Genomic DNA, 23,053 nt, shown 5'->3' with positions numbered 1-23,053 from the left:
TATAGCGTGAACCAACCAAGCCAAGTGCCCACGGTGCCGATTTTCGGCATCCCGGTGAGCCGATGGGGCATGACCGATACCGTTCAATATTTAACCGGACTCATCCAGTCGGGTGAGCGCCGGCCGCATCAGATCATTACCGCCAATCCCATTATGGTGATGACGGCCCTTCAGGACCCTGCTTACATGGACGTCATGAGGGGAGCCGATCTGCTCGTCCCGGACGGGACGGGAGTGGTATGGGCGGCGGAAAAAGCCGGATCGCCCGTGAAGGAACGCGTTGCAGGTTTTGACCTCCTACATGAATTGATGAAGGTCGGAGAAGACTATCACTGGAAAGTGTATTTGCTCGGATCGACGTCCGAAGTGATTCAGGCGACGGTGGAGCGGTTACATTTGCAGTATCCGGGGGTTCAAATCTCGGGATTTCGTGATGGCTACTTTTCCCAAGAGCAGGACGCCGAAGTGATCGCGGCGATCCGCGAAGCGGAGCCGGACATTCTGTTCGTGGCACGCGCCGTAGATACGCAGGAGCCTTGGATCGCGCGTTACAAGGAGCAGCTCGGCGTACCGGTCATGATGGGCGTCGGCGGGAGCTTCGACGTCATTTCCGGCAAGTCCAAGCGGGCTCCCAAGCTGTTCCAGCAGCTGCGGGCGGAGTGGTTATACCGCCTGTTAAAGGAGCCGACGCGAGCCAAAAGAATGCTTGCGCTGCCGAAATTCGTAGTGAAAGTGCTGCGGGATAAAGAAAACCTGACAAAACCCAGATAAAAAGATGAAATCGTCTTGAATAACCCGATATTTTGCGAAAAAACGGGATTGGTTTTATTTTTCGATCAGAGTATAATTCAATCCGGTAGAACAATTGGGGGTTGAACAATCACATGTTAATGCTAGCCATCATCGGATGTATCGTGTCGCTCATCCTGGCACTGGTCCTGACGCCGCTCGTCAAGAAGCTGGCGGTGAAGATCGGAGCAGTGGACGTACCGAATGCCCGAAAAGTGCATACGCGAATTATGCCCCGGCTTGGCGGTTTAGCCATATATCTTGCTTTTATACTAGCCATGTTCGCAGTGCTTCCGTTTGTCGCCGATCATTTCTCGATGCGGGATTCCAACTTTATTAAGGCATTCCTGCTGGGCGGAACGCTGATCGTGCTGATCGGCGCGCTCGACGACCGCTTCGAACTGTCGGCCAAGGTGAAGCTGCTCGGACAGATCATTGCTGCGTGCGTGGTCGTGTTCGGATTCGATATCAAAGTGGACTTTGTAAATATTCCTTTTGCTGATAACTATTCTTCGCTGGAAAACTGGATTTCCATTCCGCTGACCATCATTTGGATTATCGGCGTAACAAACGCCATTAACCTCATCGACGGTCTGGATGGCCTGGCAGCCGGCGTATCCGGCATCGCGATCGGCACCATCCTTGTGATGTCCCTGCTGATGGGCAACATGATGGTCGCTATGCTGTGTCTCTTGCTTCTCGGCGCCATCGTCGGATTCTTGTACTTCAATTTCCACCCGGCCAAGATTTTCATGGGGGATACGGGGTCGCTGTTCTTGGGCTTCTGTCTGGCGATGCTCTCCCTGCTTGGATTCAAGCAGATCGCGATCATCTCGTTCATCACCCCGCTGATTATCATCGGCGTGCCGCTGTCGGATACGTTCTTTGCGATCATCCGCCGCTGGATGCAGAAGAAACCGATCTTCGCACCGGACAAGGGCCACCTGCATCACTGCCTTCGCGAAATCGGCTTCAGCCACCGCCAGTCGGTGCTGATCGTGTACGGTATCGCCGCATTCTTCGGCGTGCTGGCGGTCATCCAGTCCTCAGCTGCGATGTATGAAGCGAACTGGGTCACGTTCGTCGTGATCTGTGTCATGATGTTCTTCCTGCAAATTGGTGCAGAGATCATCGGCCTTGTCGGCAAGACGAAGCGGCCGATCCTGAATCTGATCGCCCGGCTGCGGATGAAGGTTAGTGAGAACCGTCATAATTAGGGTAAGATAAGAAGCGTTATGCAATTATATATATTGTTAAGTGGAACGTCGCACCTTGGGGTGCGGCGTTTTTTATTACTTATGGAGCAGTAATAAGGCTTCCTGCCTATCCAAAATCAGGATGAACAGCCTATTGAGAATAATTTAAAAAATAAATAAAGTTTGTTTAGTCAAATGCTAACTAGCTGGGTAATAAACATGAGTGTAAGTAATTTAAAAGGGGAGAAGGGTACATATGAAAAAATTGATTATTGGTCTTACGGTTGGAATGCTGCTTGGTTCGTCTACGGTGGCGCTTGCTGCTACGAATACAGTGCAGGCGACTTTGACAAAATTCAGAGTAGCTATTAATGGTGTGCCGAAAACAGGAACCTCAACACAGCTCTTGTATAAAGGAACCACGTACGTTCCGATACGCGATCTTGCTACTATGTTTAACTACACAACAAATTTTGATAACAACTCAAAGGCGATCTCCTTTACATCCGCTGATAATTCGAATGATGCATGGATTACACTCTATGACTTTCAAGCAGCAAATGATTACTTGACTGTGCAACAACAACAAGGCATTCCTAATGCATATGAAGTGCTGAGTGGAGGAGCGACACTCTTTAAGGTTAATGGTTCGGAAATGAAAGATGGGGACTACAGCGCTATAACCGACAATAAGAACAAACAGATCAAGATTGAAAAAGTACTCGGAGCTATTTATTTGAATAAACAAGACCTTAAGGATGCTGGTTACCGGGTAAAATAATAATTGTTATAATAGTTTTAAATTAAGACCCTGTCCTTCTTTTTGGATAGGGTCTTTAACATTCATTAGAAAAGTCTGTCCTTCTCTAATTTTAAAGGGGGGGACTTTTTTTCTAGTTTTACCTAAAAAATAGGAAGAAAGTATCCGATAGAAAGAGTAAGAGAATCAATTGGAATTTCCAGTCATGATTACCGGAAATCTCACAAAAGTTAGGCGAAAAGGAGAGATCAAACATTTATGCACCGCATTAAGAAGACGTATGTCTGGATCATGCTCATGGCATTGATCGTTTCATTGTTTCCAGCAGGGTTAACTCAGCCTGCGCATGCAGCGCCCGCGCAGCCGGCCACTTATTTTATACCGGATGACTTGGATCTGCGGAAAACTTCATTACTAACGACCGATACTTCCGGTACGCAAATCAGCAGAGATAATGTATATGTATCCAGCAGTCCTACCCTTACAATCACTGGTACATATGCGTATGTTACTGAAGATTCGCTGAAAGCAAAGGTGGAGCAGTTGAGCTCCAAAACTCTGCAGGGCGGCGGTATTGAGTGGATAACGGATTCAGCTCATTTCAAAGACGGGAATATTACGAAAGATACCTCGTCTTCGGCCCAAAAATTTAAAGCGACGAACTTGTCCCTGTTCCCTGGATTCAACAAGATTACCTTGTCAGGCTCGCAAAACGGAATTACACGCTCTGACGTGTTCTACGTTTTGTTTGACCAAGTACCTTATGTCCAAAACTTGAAGCTGCTGGGATCCAGTCTCGGGGAAATTTATCTAAATGAAGGGACTCAGGTTGTCTCGGACAAGCAGTCTGTAACTCTTCAAGGGGATGTTAAAAACGCAACGGATGTTACCGTTGCCGTGAATGGTGATACGCCGCTGGTATCGACATTAACGCAAACAGGTAAGTTCTTTTCTCCTGCACTGAAACTGAAAACGGGTCTTAACACGCTGACGATTACGATCAAGAATGGCTCTGACTCAGTCTCCGTTACCCGGGAAGTCTATTACTATGACAAGAACAGTCCGTTTGTAACGTTGGACATGAACTATAACGGTAAGGACTACAATCTGTTGAATAACACGCCAACCGTTACCGACAATGGCCAAAATGGAACGCCATCGGGTACGTTAACCGCAAGAGTTCTACTTGATGACACAGGAAAGCCGTTTAAAGATGCCGGTACGGTATTGATTGATAACAATATTTTAACTCCGAATACGGACTACTCTGTATTAGATGAAGTTGCAATTCCAGCACCAGACGGAGTAACACCGGCTTATCGTCTTGTTACGTTTAAAGTGAATTCGATAGCCTTTGCTGCTGGTGTCGAAGCACAAAAAATTAAGCTCGGTGTTTCCTACGATAACAAGATTGATGCCGCAACCGATTTGATATTCAAATACCTGCCTGGTGAGGTCGGCATTACGAATATGAAATACCTGAAGGGCTATCAGGAAGGTAATACGCTGGCCGCAACAAGTGTGCTCCCGCTGGATGGAACGGAACTCGAGTCCGACTCCTTCTACGTGCTCGTCCAAGCAGACCAGAATTTAGATGGCATCACCCCGGAGCCGGTATTGAAGGCCGAGTACCTTCCTACGGGCAGCGTTAATGTAACTAAGGCTGGCTCGCAACCATCTGATTTGGCCAAGAACGAAGTCGTATACAAAGTAACCGGGTTCTCCAACGGTAAGCAGCAGGTGAGATTCCATTTTAATGACTCCAGTGCTTACTATACGGTGAATATCACCTATGCCACGAAGAACTATATTTATGTAGAGAATCTTTACGACGGGCAGACCTTTGAAATCGACTCCAGCAAGGGAACGTCAACGATTCGTCTGAAAGGCGAATACCGCGATTTTGAAAACATCTCGAATGCTGAATTGTTCGTCAACGGTCTTACGGGAGCCGATTTGAAGCTCAGCACGCCTTTTGTAATTAATAACACCAAAAAAACCTTTGATCTTAATCTGACTGTTGATGTTTCGGGCCCTCTTTATTATGGAGAGAACCGGATCGTTCTGACAGGTTCTTCAATGGACGGCAAAGGCAACACGCGCAGCGTCCGCAAGGAACTCCGGATTTATATCGTAGATACGAATGTTTCGAATATTACAACCTTCCAGCCTTCTATTGCAGATGATGCAAACCGCGAATCGTTCAGCCAATTGAACCTGGGACAGACGACAAGCAACCCTAAGCTGGATAAGATTCTGGAACGTTCGCCGCTGTTCGAATATAAGGATAACATTTATGAGACGAGTCAGTTGAAGTACGACCTGGTGATTCAAGGTGGCGGTGCGAAAATCATCAACCTGAACCTCGGATCGCAAAAATTCTTCTCGTCTTTGGATCAAAATATTGATTTGTCACAAGCAACCGCTGGAACAACAGTCATTAAAACAGACAAATTTCAGTACAACGGTAAAGATTATGACTATGATCTGGCCATGATCGACGGGAAGTTCCTGCTGCGGATCCGAAACATACCATTTGAAGCACCGGGAAGTCATGTCTACAATCTGGAGCTGATCAACAGTACTGGAGCGCGTTCCAGCCAGCGTCTAGAAATCACGCGTATCGTGGCACCGTTCCGAATTTTGTCCCCGAAAGCAACGGTAGGGGATCAAATTGTAGTGAATAAGAACTTTGTACGTTTCGATATCGAGGCAGAAGGAGCCACTCAGGTTCTGATTAACAAAAACCCGGCCACTAAGAGAACGGATATGAATGACCGTTTCTTCTATGACTTCGTAGGCCTCAAACCAGATAAGTCGACCAGCATCAAAATTGAAATTGTGAGAGGCACGACGAGCGTCACTCAAACGGTGAATGTGTACTACACCAGCGCTGTGACCGTTGATTCCCAGTACATGACGGAAAAACCGGCTACCAAGTACAGTGCGTTCAATAAAGCCCTGGAGCTTTCCTTCCCGAAAGGAACCGTGTTGAAATCGGCGAATGTCGGCGTAGGCGAAGTGGCTAAGTTCTATCCTGATAATAAGTATCTGTTCGGTATTGCCGACCCGAAAGACGGAGTGTTGGAAAGAAAGAACGATTACGGAGACGTGATCGGCTTGAACAAAGACCAAAGAACGCCGAATGGACAGGAAACGATCAAGCTGCCGGTCGACCTGCTGGAGTTCTTCAACTCTACAGCCAGGACGTATAACTTTACACGTGTATCTAATGTATATTGGATCAGCGCCGGATTAGGGGAGTCGGGATCTCCAGATACGCCTGGTTATAAGCCATCGACAAATGGTTTGGCGCCATACTCTATTGAGGGTAACTTCAGGGATCTGTCGATCCTCGAGCCAGAGAGAAAAATTGTACCTTCCCAACGGGGATCGTTGACCATTGCGTTTAACCCTGACGTGGTGGATGCGGCAGGAACAACCGTGACCGTATTCCGGTTTACGGACAAAGCGGAATGGGAAAATGTCGGAGGAGCCGTGAACACCAAGGCTCACACCATTACCGTTCCTTTTGATGACTCGGGCTATTATGTCGTCATGAAGCAAAGCCGCGGATTTAGTGATATTACGAAGCATCCATGGGCAAGAGACATTCTGAATGCTCTTTATGCCAAAGGCATCATGTCCAACGTTCAGGCTGACGCCTTCGGTGCAGATGATCTGACGACTCGTGGTGAGTTTGCCACATTGCTGGTCAAGGGCCTCGACATCCCGCTGAATTATGATAGCAATGTGCAGACCTATTTCGATATCGTACCTGGAGCCAAGACGGATACATGGGATTTCAAATACATTGAGACAGCTTCAAGAGCCGGCATCGTCACAGGTATTGGCGAAGGGTACTTTGGTGTCGAAGAACCGATTACCCGTGAACAGGCTGCTGTGATGGTTGCACGTGCACTGAAACTGAAAATGCCTGCGAATGACGCTAAGCTTAAAGCTTCGTTAGATAAGCAGTTCCAGGATTCTGGGAAAATTGATATTTACGCACGCCCTGGTATTTCAGCTGTTGTGGGCGCTAAAATCATGGCTGGCCAGCCAATTACGATTACCGGTCAGAAGAAACCTTCTTATAATTTTAACCCGCAAAGCAGCATGACGCGTGCGGAAGCCGGTAAGATTGCCGTTGAGCTGCTCAAGAAGAGCACCAGCATCTTCCCTAAAAATCTAAGCTAGTACGGAGAAGCCTCTTACCCTTAATTTATGGGAAGAGGCTATCTTTTTCCAATTTCAACTCTTTGTAATTTGTCGGAAATTAGGATACAATGGCGTAGAACGATATTTTATCTTAGAGGGTGAAGGCAATCTTATGAAACCGATCTATTCGAAGGCGCAGCTGGATTATTTGAAGGCGAAGACTAAATTTGAGAATAAAGCTAGCATTTTGGAGAAGAAAATCGAAACCACTCGGAAAACGAGAGAAGTTACGCAGGAAGTAATGGAGGGTCTTGTAATGGAGACCGGATTCCATGATGCATATAACGAGCTGGTCATTTCCGAAAACGAACTGATTGAGTGGTCCCATTCGACAATCAAACACGAAAAGACTTATCGTGAGAATAAGCAGCCGATTGAGCAAATGTACGAGAACCTCAATACAAGCCCGGAAATGCGCGCTCAGATCATTCAGCTTGCCATGAAAATTCGTTAATATTTTGTAACCTTTGACTCATTTACATCGTCCAACAAGGTGCCAATCGGCGCCTTGTTTTTTTGTTTTGTTTGTTTCAAGCAAGTAAGGAAAGGTTAATGTTTTCCAGATATTTCTTGGACAAACAGGCCTTCTGACGTCTTTTATTATGGTTCGGTAACAATTTTGAAATTTTTTTAAAAAAGGTGCAACTTTTTAGAAACACACGCGTCTAAGATGTAGAGTCAATTACGATGGGTGTTGAACCAATATCCACCTCAGCAAGAAAGATGTCTATTTTTTAGAAAAATTATCTTTACGCTGTCTGGGGCCCATTGTATAATACTTAGGTAGGATTAGGAATCTACTCTTTTTTTTGCCGCTTTTTTTGATATGTTTACCAGTTTCTGTGATATCGTCACAGACATCATTTATATGAACTATGCTCAACTCGGGAAAGGGGGTGCATTGGCTAATGAGTAACACGAGCTACCCATTTAAAGAAAACTCTAATGTGATGAATGTTCAAGGAGGAGAAAAAAAGGTTATGAAGAAAATTTTGACAGTCGCTCTGTCTACAGCAATGGCATTCTCCATGTTTGCATCTGTAGCATTCGGTGATACCGCAGTAACTCCACAACAAAAATTCGACGCTCTGGCAGCTAAAGGTATTTTCAACGGCTACCCAGACGGATCTGCTCATCTTGAAAAAGAAATGACTCGCGCTGAGTTCGCGAAAGTCATCACGAAGCTTCTTGGACTGAAAGAAGTAACTGGAACTCTTTCTTACAAAGATAAAGGTTACGACGCCAAGAACTGGGCAGTACCTTACATTGAAGCAGTAACTGCTGCTGGTATCATGCAAGGTCAAGACAGCGTGAAGAAAATCTTCAACTACAACGGAAAAGTAACCATTCAAGAAATGGCGACTGTTCTGACTCGTGCGCTGAAACTTGAAGTTCCTGCAAACCCAGACAACAACGCAGCTGACTGGGCTAAAGGATATGTTCAAGCAGCAATCGACAAAGGCCTCATCTCTAAAGATGCTAACTTCAAAGCGAACGCTAGCCGTTCCCAACTGGTTGAAGCTGCATACGCAATCGACCAAGCTAACAGCATCACTTTCACTTACAAAGTCGTTGATCCAAGCAACGTTGAGTTCACACTTTCTACTGGTGAAGTAGTAAAGGTTAAACTTGACAAACCGCTTGAAGCTAACAAAGAAACTGAAGTGAAATTCAAGGACGCAGCTGGTAACGAATACACTGCAAAAGTAACTTATGTAGTAACAACTGCTACAAAAGTTGACAGCGTATCTGCCACAAACCTTAAAGAAGTAGTAGTTAAGTTCGATGGTACTGTGAACAAAAACTCTGCTGAAACTCTTGCTTCTTATACAATTGAAGATGACAGTGACGCTCTTCAAAACATTAAGTCCGCTCAACTTCAATCGGATAACAAAACAGTGGTGCTGACACTCACTACTAATCTTCAAAACCAAGAGAACTACAAACTTACGGTTAAAAATGTAAAAGGAACTGATACTACAAAAACAGTATCGGCTACCGATGTTGCATTTAAACCAGTTGATTCCGAGTTGCCTACAGTAACAAGCGTTGAAGGACTGGGTAACAAAGCGATCAAAATTACGTTCTCCGAACCAGTACAAAGCACTTCTACAGTAGCTGGAACTTTCAAGCTTGACGATTCTGTGGTTTCTGGCGTTATTTCCGGATCCGGAACTCGCACTCTGATTGTAGAACTGTTCAGCCCGCTTTCTACTGCTGAGCATACTCTTACAATCAACAACAACATTAAGGACTTTGCTAATTACAACCTGATCACAACAAATCAAAAGTTCACAGTTGTAGAAGACAAAACCGCTCCTACGATTGCTGAAGTTAGAGATGTAACTCTTGAAGGTGCTACTGTTGTATTTAGTGAAGATGTAAAAGAACTTCAAGCTAAAACAGCTAGCAACTACTACTGGATGAACGGCACAACAAAACACGCTGCAGCAAGCGTTGAGGCGGTTGATGGCAGAACTTACAAGCTGACTTTCACTGGCTCCCACAAGCTTCCAGCGGTTGCCACTGATCTGTTTGTAACTAACGTTGTTGACTACAGCGGTAACGTTGTTGCTGACAATACGAAAGTTACTGTGAATCCAGTAATCGACCAAACTCGTCCTGAAGTAGTTAGCGAAATCTTTAATGATTCTAATGAACTCAAATTGACTTTTAACAAAGCAATCGATTTGAGCACATTCAAAACATCAAACGTAGTTCTTAAAGATGCTGACGGCAAAGTCGTAACTGGCGTTGGTTATACTGTAGTTGAAGGGTCTTCAGGATCCAGCAAGACTTTGACATTGAAGTTCTCTAAAGCTCTTGATGCTGGTACTTACACAATCGAAGTTTCCGGCTTGAGAGATACAACAACACTTCAAAATACTCTGTTGCCATATACAACAACTTTGGTTGCTAAAGATCAAGCAGCTCCAAAGGTTGTAAATGTTAACGGAAGTGGAAATGTTTATTATGTAACATTCGACAGAGCTATGGATATTTCTTCTTCGGCATCTGTTCTTGAGCCAGAGAACTACTATCTGACTTACACGCAAAACGGAAACACTAGAACTGGTAAACTGCCTGCTGGTACAAACATTGTTCCAGTTAACGGAAACAAAGGAGTTATCATTACACTCCCAACTTCCGTAACTAATGTTTCTGAAATTACAATCCAAGGCGTGAAGAGTGCTTCCGGTGTTTACCTCAACGGCTATGCACAAAAATTTGGAGCTGGCGATATTACTACCGATTTCAAGGCGGCATCTGCATACGCAACTGCTAAAGATACTGTTTACCTGAAATTGAACCAGCCAGTTTCTGATGTTGTTAACTTTAATGGAGTTAAAGTTGACGGTAACCAAGTAACTAATGCTGTTGTTGATTCTACAGACAGCACATTGCTCAAACTTACTTTGGGAACGAAACTTCTTTCCACTGATGTGGCAGGAATTAGTGTTGTAGTGCCAGCAGGCGCCATCAAAAATCTTGCGGGTGCAAGCAACACAGCTATTACTGAAAATGTATTGGATGCAATTGCTCCTCAAGTAGTTAAAAACACTGCTGGTGATTTGTGGATTGGTACTGGTGGTTCTGTTGAGAACACTGCCAAAACTGTAACAATCAACTTCCAAGAAGCTGTGACAGTTAAAAACGCAGCAAAACTGGTTGATAACGTTAAAGTTGTTAAAGAAAATGGCTTGGGTCTTGAGTACGGCAAAGACTTCACTGTTTCTAACACTGCTGATTTGACTAAAGCAGCTGGAACTGCTCAAATCGTTCTGGATCTTTCTAATGCTGACTACTCAGGCAAAGTCTTTGTAGTATTTGAAAACGGCAATGGTAATGTGGTTGATGCTAGTGCATCTAACGCAGATAAAACTGCAAAAACAGACCTTGCTGCAGAAGGATTTGACACTCATGAAGCAACTGGATCGATCATTGTCGATACAAATGCTGACACAACGGCTCCTACATTGAGTGGTTATGATTTGGCTCCGAATGCCACTGACGTTGAAACTATCACAATCAATGTAAGCGAAGCATTGAATTTGGCTGACAATGCTGATGTTGATGGGTTCACAGTAACTACAAATGATGGTACTACCGATGTAGCTGTAACTCCCGCATCTGTAAAGTATGACAAAGATAGCAATAAAATTGTTATCACTGCTGCTAAAGATGGTGACTTCAATGCCACTTCTAAAGTAGCTTACGCTGCAACTGGTAATGTTGCAGACGCAGCTGGTAACAAAGCGGCAGCAGTTGCTGCAACCGCGGTTAAGTAAAATTATTTGTCTAAAGAGCTAGCCGATAAATGGCTAGCTCTTTTTTAATTTAAAAAACTATGTTGCTTTATATATCGCTGAACAATGAAATCTATTATTATTTAGATATATTATTACTAATAAAAGTTGAATTACAGGAGGCCACCCATGAAATCCATCACCAAACTATCCCTTACCGTAATTGTCCTCGGTGCAGGTGTAGCCCTTGGCTCCATCTTTGACATCACCGCGCAAGGCGCAGGTGTGACAGGCCAAGCTGGCACAGCCGATGATCCGGTCGTGACGAAGAGCTACGTTGACCAACAGATTCAAAAAGCGTTGGGCGGAGGAACAACAACACCTACGACGCCGACCAATCCCACGGCACCAACGGATAATGGAAACAACAATTCCGGGAATAATAATTCATCGTCTTCTAGTGACCAAGTCACCATTGTCACCGTTAAACCAGGCGAGAAGCTGATTGCCGCTGCAGGTGCCGAGTTTATCGTCCGCAATGGACATGCTGTCATCTACAGTGCCGACTCCAATGGCGTTGCTGACCTTACGGATGGCAAAGACGTAACCAATGGACAAGCAGTCGGTAACAACCATCTGATGTCCTTTCCGAGAGCTGGACGCGGTATCATGGTTCAAGACGGCGTGAAATCCAGCCTGACGGTTATGGTTCGTGGCGGTTATTCGATCCAATAATCGCGCTACATAAGCTTATTTTTGCCAGAAGTAACAATGATTTATACGTCTAGAGACGGCCGGATGACAAATACTACTCTTGCAAGACCATATTTGCAGGAGGTGTATCCATCATGGCAAGAAGTAATCGTAAAGTGGTACCGGAAAGCCGGAATATGCTGAATCAAATGAAATACGAAATCGCTGCCGAGTTTGGGCTGGGTGCAGCGTACGGATCTGCAGGATTTAGCGGTGCGGACACTGAGTTTGCATCCGACCTGGGTGAAACTGGAGGCGTTGGATTTGGCCGTGTGAACGGTGCTCATCTGACATCCCGGGAGAACGGTTCGGTGGGCGGCGAAATGACGAAACGCCTCGTTCGTCTGGCGCAGCAAAACCTGCTGTAACCAGCCATTTCAACGCTGATCAGAGAAGCACTCATGCAGCTTTTTTCGAGGCCCATGTTCCCTTTGCATTGATTGACATGGGTTGACAAATACGTTAATATGACATACGAGGATTGTAGAACAACCTTTTCCTTTGCGGAAAAGGTTCATTTTTTGTTTAGAACTTATCTGCCGTTGTTATAATACCCTTATAGGAGGTTGATACAATGTCTGTAAAAGGACGTCATCTGTTCACATCCGAGTCCGTTACGGAAGGACATCCGGACAAGATTTGCGACCAGATCTCCGATGCGGTTCTTGACGCTTTTCTGGAAAATGATCCGAATGCCCGCGTGGCGTGCGAAGTGTCGGTTGCGACCGGCCTGGTGCTCGTCATCGGTGAAATCAGTACGAAATCCGAATATGTGGATATTCCCGCAATTGTTCGAAATACGGTAAAAGAAATCGGCTATACTCGGGCTAAGTATGGCTTCGACTACAACACGATGGCCGTGTTGACATCGCTCAACGAGCAGTCGGCCGACATCGCGCATGGCGTTAACGCTGCCCTGGAGAGCCGTGATCCTGCCCAGGTCGACAAGGAAACCGAAAACATCGGTGCCGGCGACCAAGGTCTGATGTTCGGTTTTGCGACCAACGAGACGCCAGAACTGATGCCGCTTCCGATCGCGCTGTCCCACCGCATTGCCCGCCGCTTGGCTGAGGTGCGCAAGAACGGTACGTTGGACTACCTGCGTCCGGACGGTAAAACGCAGGTGACGATCGAGTATGTGGACGATAAGCCTGTCCGTGTCGATACGATCGTCGTTTCGACGCAGCACTCGGAAGACGTGACGCTGGAGCAAATCCAGAAAGACGTGAAAGAGCAAGTCATTCTGCCGGTGGTTCCTGCTGAACTGCTTGACGCCGAGACAAAGTATTACATCAATCCTACGGGGCGTTTTGTCATTGGCGGACCTCAAGGGGACGCTGGTCTGACAGGACGTAAAATTATCGTGGATACGTACGGTGGATATGCCCGTCATGGCGGTGGTGCTTTCTCCGGTAAGGATCCGACGAAAGTGGACCGTTCCGCCGCATACGCAGCGCGTTACGTAGCGAAGAATCTGGTCGCTGCAGGACTGGCTGATAAATGCGAAATCCAATTGGCTTACGCCATTGGTGTAGCGACTCCGGTATCGATCAACGTCGATACGTATGGAACGGGTAAAGTGAGCGACGAGAAGCTCGTTGAGCTGATTCGCTCCAACTTCGATCTGCGCCCAGCCGGCATCATCCGCATGCTGGATCTGCGCCGTCCGATTTACAAGCAAACCGCAGCATACGGTCACTTTGGCCGTACGGATGTGGATCTGCCTTGGGAACGCGTGGACAAAGCGGAAGAGCTGCGTGCGCAAGCCGGTCTGTAATCGAAGCAACTACTTATAATAGAAGATATTTTTTTAAACCTCAGTTTGGCCAAATGGCCGGGCTGAGGTTTTTTTGCGTGCCTATCACCTAGCGTTTCCAGCCTTAGGCTAAACTTCCTTTCCATTTTAACCGACATAGAAGTATAAGCGTGTGCCTGTGAAAAGGGCGCGGTATGTTTCATTTCACAGGTCGGAATACGAGGAAAGGTAGGTTTAAGCCATTCTATGAAAAAAATAACGGCATGCATGCTAGCACTCGCCATGGCATTGGACATAGGAATCACAGGAGGGATGGGCGGAAGTCCCGTATCAGCTGCAGCAACGGCCGTGCAGGCTCAAATGAGCGGACCGCTTGTCTCCACACTGCCGGCAGATGGGGCCGCGGAGGTTGGGAGACGTCCGGATTTTCAGCTGACCTTTAACCAAAACGTACATATTGCCGATCCATCCGCCGATCCAGCGTTGGACCCAGCGGTGAGGATCATCGATCCGGTTCATCCCGAAGAGGCCAATCAGATCAAGCTCAGCCTAAGCGATTTAAAGGTCATGAATTCAACGAATCCAGCACCCACCAATAAACTTACCTTCCAGCTGCCTGCGGGCAAATGGCTGTCCTACAAGACGGAATATCAGGTGATCGTCGAGGCGGGGGCTCTGAAAGACGCTTCAGATCAACCATTAGACGAGTCGACGTTTTCGTTTACCACGCTAAGCAACCTGGCTGTCGTGGACTACGCGCCACAAGTGGGTTCCATCGGGGCCAGTCCTTCCAACGGGCTGCAGCTGACTTTTAATGAAGAAATCCAAACGGGAAGCGGCAGCGTGCAGATCAAACGCGTGTCCGATAACCAAGTAGTGGACTCCATCACGCTGACGCAAGGGCAGACGAATTCGCGGGTTCAAGTGGATGGGAAAAAGGTAAGCTTCACGTTGTCCCGTTCTTTGGACAAAAACACGACGTATTATGTCTATATCCCAGCAGGTGTGATCACCACGCTGGATGGGCAATCGTTTAGCGGATTGACGACGGGCGGGCAGTGGTATTTTACGACGCAGGGAGATACCGTCATTACGGCCAAATCGCCGCAAAGCGCTGCGACCGGGATCGCCACGAACGGCAAGCTCCAGCTGACGTTCAACAACCCGGTGTATCCGGGGCAGGGAACAATTGATTTGTATAAATCGAACGGTACCAAGGTAACTTCGATTAATGTCCAATCCACCCAAGTGACAGGCGGAGGCTCAACGGTCGTGACGATCGATCCGGGGAGCGTGTTGGCGTACGGGATGTCGTATTATGTGATTGTGCCTACAGGAGCTTTTCAGGACCGGGGAGGCAGTAACGTGACGGGCATTACTTCGACCACAGCTTGGACTTTCACGACGGCAGCGGCGCCGGGCAGCACGACTCCGCTATCCGTTTCCAGCTTGTCCCCGACAAGCGGAAGCACGAACGTGGCGGTGGACACGACGCTGTATATGAATTTTAACCGGGAAGTAGTTCGCGGTTCGGGGAATGTACTGCTCCGCAAATCCTCTAATGGTGCCAGTGTTCCGGTGATGGTCACGGTGAGCGGGACCCAGGCCAAAATCCAGCTGCAGTCCGGTTACACGCTCGACCGAGACGCGTCCTATTACGTGACTGTAGATCCGGGGGCTTTTTACGACAAACAGAACCCTGGCATGAATTATGCCGGAATTACAAGCAGTACGGGGTGGACGTTCCAGACGAACACGTCGGATAAGCAAGCTCCAGTGCTGCAGAGCAGTGAGATGTACAGCAACACGACCATCCGGCTCGTATATAATGAAGCGTTGTATTCGGACTCCTGGCCATCGACAGCCAATTTTAACGTTACGGTGAACGATGAAGCACGGCGGATCAGCTACGTGTATACTTCCGGTGACAGCGTCTATGTCATTCTGGAGACCGGCGTCGCCGTCGGGCAAAATGTGAAAATCAGCTACAGCGGCGGCTCCAGCCCGATCCGCGATACGGCGGGGAATGCGGCGGCGGCTTTTGGGGCCCGCGAGGTCGTGAACGGAGTAGACTCTGCGCTGCCGAAGCCAACCAGCGGCACGATTTCGGGTAGCACGGTGGTGCTGTATTTTAGCCAGTCGCTGAAAAGCCCCTCTGCCTATGCCTACGAGCAGTTCACCGTGACGGCGGACGGAACGAGCATGGGCGTCAAAAACGTGACTCAGAGCGGCCAGTCTTTGACGCTGTCCCTGAACACGTCCGTCGGCGACGGGCAGGTAGTGCGGGTCAGCTACAAGCCGGGGGCGTATCCGATTCAGGATTACCGCGGACAAAATATCGCCGGATTCACCGACTACATCGTCCGCAACTATTGGGACACAAAGCCCCCGGTCCTGGACAAGGCGGAAGGCGGCGGCACCAAGCTGGTTCTTACGTATAACGAGCTGCTGAGCACGACAAATGTGCCGATGAAAAGCCAGTTTTCCGTACTGGTCAACAATGTGCCGAATTACGTGACAGCAGTGGAGATCAAGGGCAGCCAGGTAACGCTGACGCTGACGTCTGCGCTGAGCAAAGATAACAAGGTGACGATTTCGTACGTGCCCGGTACGGCGCGCCTGACAGACCTGAACGGGAACGCGGCCGGATATCTGAATCTGGAGCCGGTTACGGTTACAACGCTGCTCGATATGGGTGATATCCAATCGGCGGTGGTGCAGGGAGATACGATCCAGGTCGTGTTCAATAAAACGCTGGTGTCCCAGTCTTCCGTCACAGTAACCCAATTTCAGGTGTTGGTCGACGGAACGACAAGCTCCCTGGCCAACGCCTCGGTTAATGGCAGCACGCTGACGATCAAGCTCAGCAATCCGGTCATCAATGGCCAAAAGGTGGAGCTGTCCTACATTCCAGGGGCTACGCCGCTCAGAGACAGTGCAGGCACTTATTTGAAGTATTTTAACAAAGTCCCGGTCAGCAACACGGGCACGACAACCGGCAGCGGATCGACCGATCCGAACCGTCCTTCCTACCTGACACTCATGGAAGCGGGAGAGTTTGGACAGGCCATGTTTGCGCTGGGCAATCAGGCGACGGCCGTGTCGGACGTAAAGTCCCGCAACAACCAATATATCAAGCAGTACCGGGTCGATGGAGAGAAGCTGAAGCAGGCCTACCAATATATGCTGAATTCCGGTGAAAAGCTGCACACGCTCGTTGTGGATGCGGCCGTCGGGCTGAGCTCAGCATCGGTTACGTTCCCTTTGGATGCGCTGCAGCAAGTCTATAATATCGATCGCAGTGCGGTGCTGGCGGTAAAAGCCGGGGACGCCGTATATATGGTACCTTTTAGCAAAATGAACCTGCCGGACATTGCCAGCAGCCTGAATGCGAGCAGCTCTTCCGTCACGCTTAACATCACGGTAGAGAAGCTGTCGACGGAGGCAGCCGCGGATTTGAGCAAGAGGCTGAATACCAGTTCCAGCCAAAAGATCACCGAGCCAGTAGACTTCTATGTATCTGCCGTAAACAACAGTTCGCCGAACAATCCGCGTGAGCTGAAGCTCAGCGGGGAGGTGCTCGTCCGGACGAGCAGCGCACTGCAGGACAGCCGGTCCAGCCTGGTCCGCTTCGACAGTGGAGCCAACAAGCTGACCTACGTTCCGGGAGTGATCGACACAGCAGGCAGCCGCCGGGTATTCCACGGCAAGGTAAAGGGGAACTTCACCGTTTTCGGAGCGACGTTCTACAAGTATTACAGCGATCTTGGTAACCACTGGGCGAAAGACGCGATCAGCACGCTGTCCGCCAAGCAGGTCATCGAGGGCCGCACCAATACGCTGTTTGCCCCGGATCAGAGTATAACCCGCGCTGAGTTCGCTGAGTATGTGGCACGAGCCCTCGGATTGGAAGGGGATGCGCAGAGCGCGGACCGCTTCTATGACGTGGTCAACATCGGCTCCAGCGCCTATATCGGGGCGGCGGCCAAAGCCGGCATCGTCACCGGCAATACGGACGGATCATTCAAACCGAACAGCTCGATCACGCGCGAGCAGATGGGGATCATGATGGTCCGTGCCATGAACTATGCGGGATACAACTCGACGCTGAGCTATCCGGCGTCCACGTACCTGAAAGTTTTTAAGGACAGCAAGCAAATCCAGTATCCGGATTCTGCAGCACGCGTGCTGAAGGAAGGCATTATCCAGGGCGTCACGGCGAACACGTTCCAGCCCCGCGGAAATGCAACCCGCGCCCAGGCAGCTGTCATGCTGCAGCGTCTGCTGGAGAAAATCGGGTACATGTAACCAGAGCAGTGAACAGGCCAAAATCTCTCACAAAATCATAGAGTTTCCATTTCGGTACGTCAGCCCTACTTCGGTGGGGCTTTTTTTGTGGGATTTTTCGGTGGATTTTGCTAAAAAGATTAATTTTCCGTAACTTTTTTGGATAATTTCAGTCTATTTAATAGGGAGTTCATACTGGACCTAGATCATAGAGTCTGTGAACTCATGCTGTAACGTGAATAGTCGGTTGGTCCTGTTTATGAACGAGCAACGATAGAATAGCATTGCGTATGAAGAAGATGGGAGAGTTAACAGTACATGAAATGGCATAATGATCGCATGGGGAACGAGCACAAGAAGGGTGCAGGCAAGAAGTGGATGGTCGTATCACTGGCTGGCCTGCTGTTTATCACACCGGTTATCGGCAGCGGCATCCCGCTGAACGGACATTCTATTGCTTCGGTGGCCAGCGCGGCCACAGCGGCGACCGTAACGAAGCTTAGTGAGAGCCCGGTTACGTCTGGGGCGATAATGACCAAGTACAAATTTACGACGACCCGCTCCGGCAAACAGGCGACGGCACTGGCGGACGTCATCAAAGTAGATTTGCAGAATCCGAACGTCAAGATTGACGTCATGAACGGCCAGGACGGTCAGCTGACCACCAAACAGAGCACCGGCGGCATGGTCAAAGAGACCGGTGCGGTAGCGGGCGTGAACGGGGACTATTTTAATACGGCCGGAGACGGGGCACCGATCGGGGGTCAGGTCACCAGCGGGGAACTGGTATCGACGCCTTCGGATCTGAAGGGGATGTATTCCTTTGCGGTTACCAAGAGCGGAACGCCGGTTATCGATCAGTTTTCGTTTGACGGAACGGTAACAGCCCAAGACGGCTCGACGTTCCCGCTGGCAGGCGTCAACAAGGCATCTTACACGCCGGAGAGCGGTACTTCAAATTACAGCCATGCGAATGCCATGTATATTTATACAAGCGCCTGGAAGTCGCCGGTTCGTCCGAAGAACAGCTCCACTACACCGGTTGAGGTTCTGGTGCAAAATAACGTGATTACGCAAATTTCCGAGCCGGGCGGCTTCGATTTCGCAGTGCCGGAGGACGGGTACATTTTGCGGACCCACGGAACGGCAGCGCAGTTCGTAACGAACCATATGGCAGTCGGCCAAACGATCACAACCGACTACAAGCTGCTGTCCAAAACGTCCGGACAGTCGCTTGATCCGGCCAATCTGCAGATGATGATCGGCGGGCATACGATTCTCGTGAACAACGGAGCGGCATCGGCCTTTTCGCGCGACGTATCCAGCATCGGAGGCTACCGCGCCCGTACGGCACTCGGATATTCGAAGGATCAGCGCTACGCATATATCGTAGCCGTTGAGAAAAATGACAGCAGCTCCGGCATGTCGCTGTCCGAGCTGCAGACCTTTATGGTCAAAGTCGGCGTCTGGAAAGGCATGAACCTGGACGGTGGCGGCTCCACAACGATGGTCGACCGGCCGCTCGGCGAAACGGGCACGAAGCTGACGTTCGACACGGAATACGGAACGACCCAGCGCAGCGTCGTCAACGCTGTCGGCGTGTACACCGAGGCGCCGCAGGGCAGCCTGCTCGGGCTGAAAATCAGCGGCTCTTCCGCGATCCTGATCGGGCAGCAGGCATCGTTCCAGCTGAAAGGCTATGACACCTACTACAACCCGATCGACGTGTCGAGCATTACGCCGACCTGGAAGTCGAGCAACGGCAACATCGTCGTGAGCGGACAGACGGTTAAGGGCGTGAAGCCGGGAACATCGACGATTACCGCGGTCAGCGGCAAAGCCAACGCCAGCATGCAGGTGAAGGTGATCGGCGGAGACGACCTGTCCGCCCTGAACGTCGGAACGGCAACGGCACCGCTGAAGGCAGGCAGCACGGTATCGGTACCCGTTACGGCGGTGACGAAGGACGGGCAGAGCATCACGGTTCCGGCCGGATCCCTGAAGTGGGAATTCGTTGGCTTTAAAGGCAGCGTGCAGGATGACAAGCTGACCGTCGCTTCGGTAAATGTGAATACGAAGGTTGGTTATGCCATCGCCCGTTATAACGGCTTCAGCACAGTGGTCGTGCTGTCGGCGGCAGGCGAAGACATGTGGGAAAACTTTGAAAATGTCACATACCCGGTCGATTTTACGACGAACAGCGGCAGCCAGGTTACCGGATCGGCTCAGGTGACGCAGGGAACCGGCGACCATGCCAATTCCAAAGTGCTTCAGCTGCAGTATGACATGACGGCCGGCAGCGGCAAAATGTATGCTTATGCACAACTGAACGGCACTTCGGGCAAAGGCATTAATGCAGCGGCCACGTCGATGTCGATCGACGCAATGGGCGACAACAGCCTGAACTGGATGCGTGCCGAGCTGACGGACGCAAAAGGACAGACGGTGTACGTCGACCTGGCCAAAGCCATTGACTGGACGGGATGGAAGACGATCAACGTGGATCTGAGCAGCCTGGGCATCTCCTTCCCGGCCCAACTGAAGCGCCTCTACGTCGTCAATGTTGAAGAGGGTCAGGACGAGCGGGCGAAGACGGGTACGGTTGCTTTTGACAACATTAAATTCACGATGCCTTCGCTGTCCAGCGATGCCGGCCTTCCAACCGGCAAGGTGATCATGGCGGTCGGGCAGAAGTCTTATATGTCGAATGGTCAGAAGAAATCCATGGACGCTGCGCCGGTCATGAAGAACGGTACGACCTATATTCCGGTGAAATACGTACTGGATACATTTGGCGGACAAGCGACATGGGATTCAGCCAATCAGCGGATCAGCGTCCTGCGGGGCGGCAAGCTGATGGACTTGACGGTCGGCAAAAAGGAATATATCCTAAACGGCAAGCGTAAAAGCGCAGAAGTTGCTCCATTCATTACCCAAGGTCGTACTTTAGTCCCACTTCGGCTCGTTTCCGAGCAATTAGGATTACAAGTAAATTGGGAACAAAACACGAAGACCATTACCATCCAATCATGATATGGTATGATATGTATAGAATTGAACTTAGGAAATGCGACTGCAGCTCATTCTATGTAGAACTGTAATGGTTAGAAATGGAGTAGAACATTCGTGGATTTTCAAGCCGATGCGATAGACCGAGTCATTAAGAATGCCATCCAGGTGGTTGAAAACAGCAAATATCAGATGTTCGAGATTCTCGAGACGGCCCGGGACGAGCTGCTCACGTTGAATCAGGAACTGCAGTTAGTGATGAAGGAAACCGTGGAGACGCTGCAGAAGGTGGATCAGCTGGAGCTGAACTACCGGCGTTCCCGGATCCGGCTGACCGAGGTCAGCCGGGACTTCGTCCGGTACAAAGAGGATGATATTAGGCAGGCCTACGAGAAAGCGACGCAGCTGCAGCTTGATGTGATGATTTATCGCGAGAAGGAAATGTATTTGAAGGCCAGACGCGATGAACTCCAGAAGCGGGTGAGAAGTGTCGAAAATTCGATAGAACGTGCCGAATCCATCGGATCGCAAATGGGCGTTGTCATGGAATACCTGTCGGGAGAGCTGGGACAAGTGACCCGGATCATCGAGACGGCCAAGAACCGCCAGGTGATCGGTCTGAAAATTATTTTGGCGCAGGAAGAAGAGCGCAAACGCATCGCCCGTGAAATCCATGATGGTCCGGCGCAGCTGCTCGCTAACCTGGTCCTTAGAACCGAAATTGTGGAAAGAATGCTGCTGAAGCAGGAATTTAAGATGGTGCAGGACGAAATAGTAGATTTGAAGGGGCAGGTACGCTCCAGCCTTGAAGAAATGCGCAAGGTCATTTTTAATCTGCGTCCTATGGCACTCGATGATTTGGGACTGATCCCGACGCTGCGCAAATACGCGCACGATTACGAGGAGAAGACCAAGATCCGTACCATGTTCGAAACGAGAGGGAAAGAGCATCGTCTTTCTTCTGCAATGGAGGCGGCGATCTACCGTCTGGTCCAGGAAGCACTGAGCAATGCGGCGAAGCATGCCCACCCAACCTATGTGTTAATTGAGATTACATATCAAGCGCAGATGGTTAAAATTGTCGTTCAAGACAATGGACTTGGATTCCGAGTCGAGCTTCTGGAACAGAAGAGCAAGGATCATTTCGGTTTAATCGGAATGCGCGAGAGGGTAGAGCTTCTCGAAGGGAGAATGGAGATCGAATCGGCCGAGAACCAGGGTACGAAGATCATTATCCATATCCCAACGAACGTGGAAAAGGGAAAGGAGTAGTTGGATGGAAACGAGAGATTCCGGCAAAACAACCATTAAGGTCCTCCTGGCTGACGATCATCAACTGTTTCGCGAGGGTCTGAAGCGTATTTTGAACATGGAGGAAGACATTGAGGTCATCGGGGAATGCGGCGATGGTATCCAGGTGCTCGAATTTTGCAACGATATCAAACCCGACATTGTCCTGATGGATATTAATATGCCTGTGGAAAATGGTGTGGAGGCCACGGAGAAGCTCCGCGAGCTGTTTCCGGATGTAAAGGTCATTATTCTATCCATTCATGATGATGAGAGTTACGTATTCGAGACGCTCCGCAAGGGCGCGAACGGATACCTGCTCAAGGATATGGAAGCCGAGTCGCTGATCAATGCGATCCGTTCGGTTCAGGAAGGCTATGCATTTATTCATCCTAAAGTGACCGGCAAGCTGATTCAGCAGCTGCGGCGCATGACCTTCCTGAACGAAACGGGTGCCATGACCGAGAGCGGCGTCCGCGAAGCAGGCGTCAAGTTCGTGGCCGGCGAGAACAATCCGCTGACCCGGCGGGAAGCTGAAGTGTTGCGCCTGATGGCGGAAGGCAAGAGCAACAAGATGATCGGAGAGTTTTTATTCATAAGCGAGAAAACGGTCAAGAACCATGTCAGCAGCATCCTGCAGAAGATGGAAGTCGACGACCGTACGCAAGCAGTTATCAACTCGATTAAATACGGTTGGGTTACGCTCTAATACGAATACCATAATTTTGGGATGGCTGCTTGCCTTTGC

The 23,053-nt window shown here is 49.2% G+C and carries 13 protein-coding genes; all 13 read left to right on the top strand.

All coding sequences use genetic code 11. The features are described 5' to 3' along the window. Nucleotides 1-6: 6 nt before the first annotated feature. The 13 genes from KI379_RS27190 (at nt 7) to KI379_RS27130 (ending at nt 23,014) form a co-directional block, all read left to right on the top strand. A complete protein-coding gene (locus tag KI379_RS27190; RefSeq protein WP_244879466.1) occupies nt 7-771 on the top strand; it encodes a WecB/TagA/CpsF family glycosyltransferase in 765 nt (254 codons plus the stop codon). Nucleotides 772-884: 113 nt separating this feature from the next. After that, on the top strand, nt 885-2,006 hold the full coding sequence (locus KI379_RS27185) for a glycosyltransferase family 4 protein (protein WP_145139566.1): 1,122 nt from the start codon (nt 885-887) through the stop codon (nt 2,004-2,006). A 235-nt stretch (nt 2,007-2,241) separates the two neighbouring features. Next, nucleotides 2,242-2,766: a stalk domain-containing protein gene (locus KI379_RS27180; protein ID WP_212985571.1), complete on the top strand. Its 525-nt coding sequence runs from the start codon at nt 2,242-2,244 to the stop codon at nt 2,764-2,766. 237 nt (nt 2,767-3,003) lie between these two features. Continuing rightward, nucleotides 3,004-6,942 carry an S-layer homology domain-containing protein gene (locus KI379_RS27175; RefSeq protein WP_212985570.1) on the top strand — a complete coding sequence of 1,313 codons (3,939 nt, stop codon included), beginning with the start codon at nt 3,004-3,006 and terminating at the stop codon, nt 6,940-6,942. Nucleotides 6,943-7,075: 133 nt separating this feature from the next. Continuing rightward, complete coding sequence (locus KI379_RS27170; protein WP_212985569.1) at nt 7,076-7,417, top strand: hypothetical protein; 342 nt, start codon at nt 7,076-7,078, stop codon at nt 7,415-7,417. Nucleotides 7,418-7,871: 454 nt separating this feature from the next. Further along, entirely contained in the window at nt 7,872-11,252 is a 3,381-nt protein-coding gene (locus KI379_RS27165) for an S-layer homology domain-containing protein (protein ID WP_212985568.1), read from the top strand. Nucleotides 11,253-11,399: 147 nt separating this feature from the next. Beyond that, nucleotides 11,400-11,945 (top strand): hypothetical protein, encoded by a 546-nt coding sequence (locus tag KI379_RS27160; RefSeq protein WP_089549733.1) that lies wholly within the window; start codon nt 11,400-11,402, stop codon nt 11,943-11,945. 113 nt (nt 11,946-12,058) lie between these two features. Beyond that, nucleotides 12,059-12,331, top strand: coding sequence for an alpha/beta-type small acid-soluble spore protein (locus KI379_RS27155; protein WP_212985567.1), 273 nt, complete (start codon nt 12,059-12,061; stop codon nt 12,329-12,331). Between the two features lie 206 nt (nt 12,332-12,537). Continuing rightward, nucleotides 12,538-13,740 (top strand): methionine adenosyltransferase, encoded by a 1,203-nt coding sequence (gene metK, locus KI379_RS27150; protein ID WP_212985566.1) that lies wholly within the window; start codon nt 12,538-12,540, stop codon nt 13,738-13,740. Between the two features lie 291 nt (nt 13,741-14,031). Further along, nucleotides 14,032-18,027 (top strand): Ig-like domain-containing protein, encoded by a 3,996-nt coding sequence (locus tag KI379_RS27145; protein ID WP_212985565.1) that lies wholly within the window; start codon nt 14,032-14,034, stop codon nt 18,025-18,027. Between the two features lie 297 nt (nt 18,028-18,324). Further along, nucleotides 18,325-21,039: a stalk domain-containing protein gene (locus KI379_RS27140; protein ID WP_212985564.1), complete on the top strand. Its 2,715-nt coding sequence runs from the start codon at nt 18,325-18,327 to the stop codon at nt 21,037-21,039. Between the two features lie 93 nt (nt 21,040-21,132). Next, on the top strand, nt 21,133-22,287 hold the full coding sequence (locus KI379_RS27135) for a sensor histidine kinase (protein WP_076174609.1): 1,155 nt from the start codon (nt 21,133-21,135) through the stop codon (nt 22,285-22,287). A 4-nt stretch (nt 22,288-22,291) separates the two neighbouring features. Next, nucleotides 22,292-23,014, top strand: a complete 723-nt coding sequence (locus KI379_RS27130) for a response regulator transcription factor (RefSeq protein WP_076174607.1) — start codon at nt 22,292-22,294, stop codon at nt 23,012-23,014. Nucleotides 23,015-23,053 lie beyond the last annotated feature (39 nt).

Origin of the sequence: Paenibacillus cineris (assembly GCF_018333335.1) — a bacterium.
Lineage (GTDB): Bacteria > Bacillota > Bacilli > Paenibacillales > Paenibacillaceae > Paenibacillus_AQ > Paenibacillus_AQ favisporus.
The sequence above is the reverse complement of the archived record's forward strand: the minus strand, read 5'-3'. Positions and strand labels throughout refer to the sequence as shown.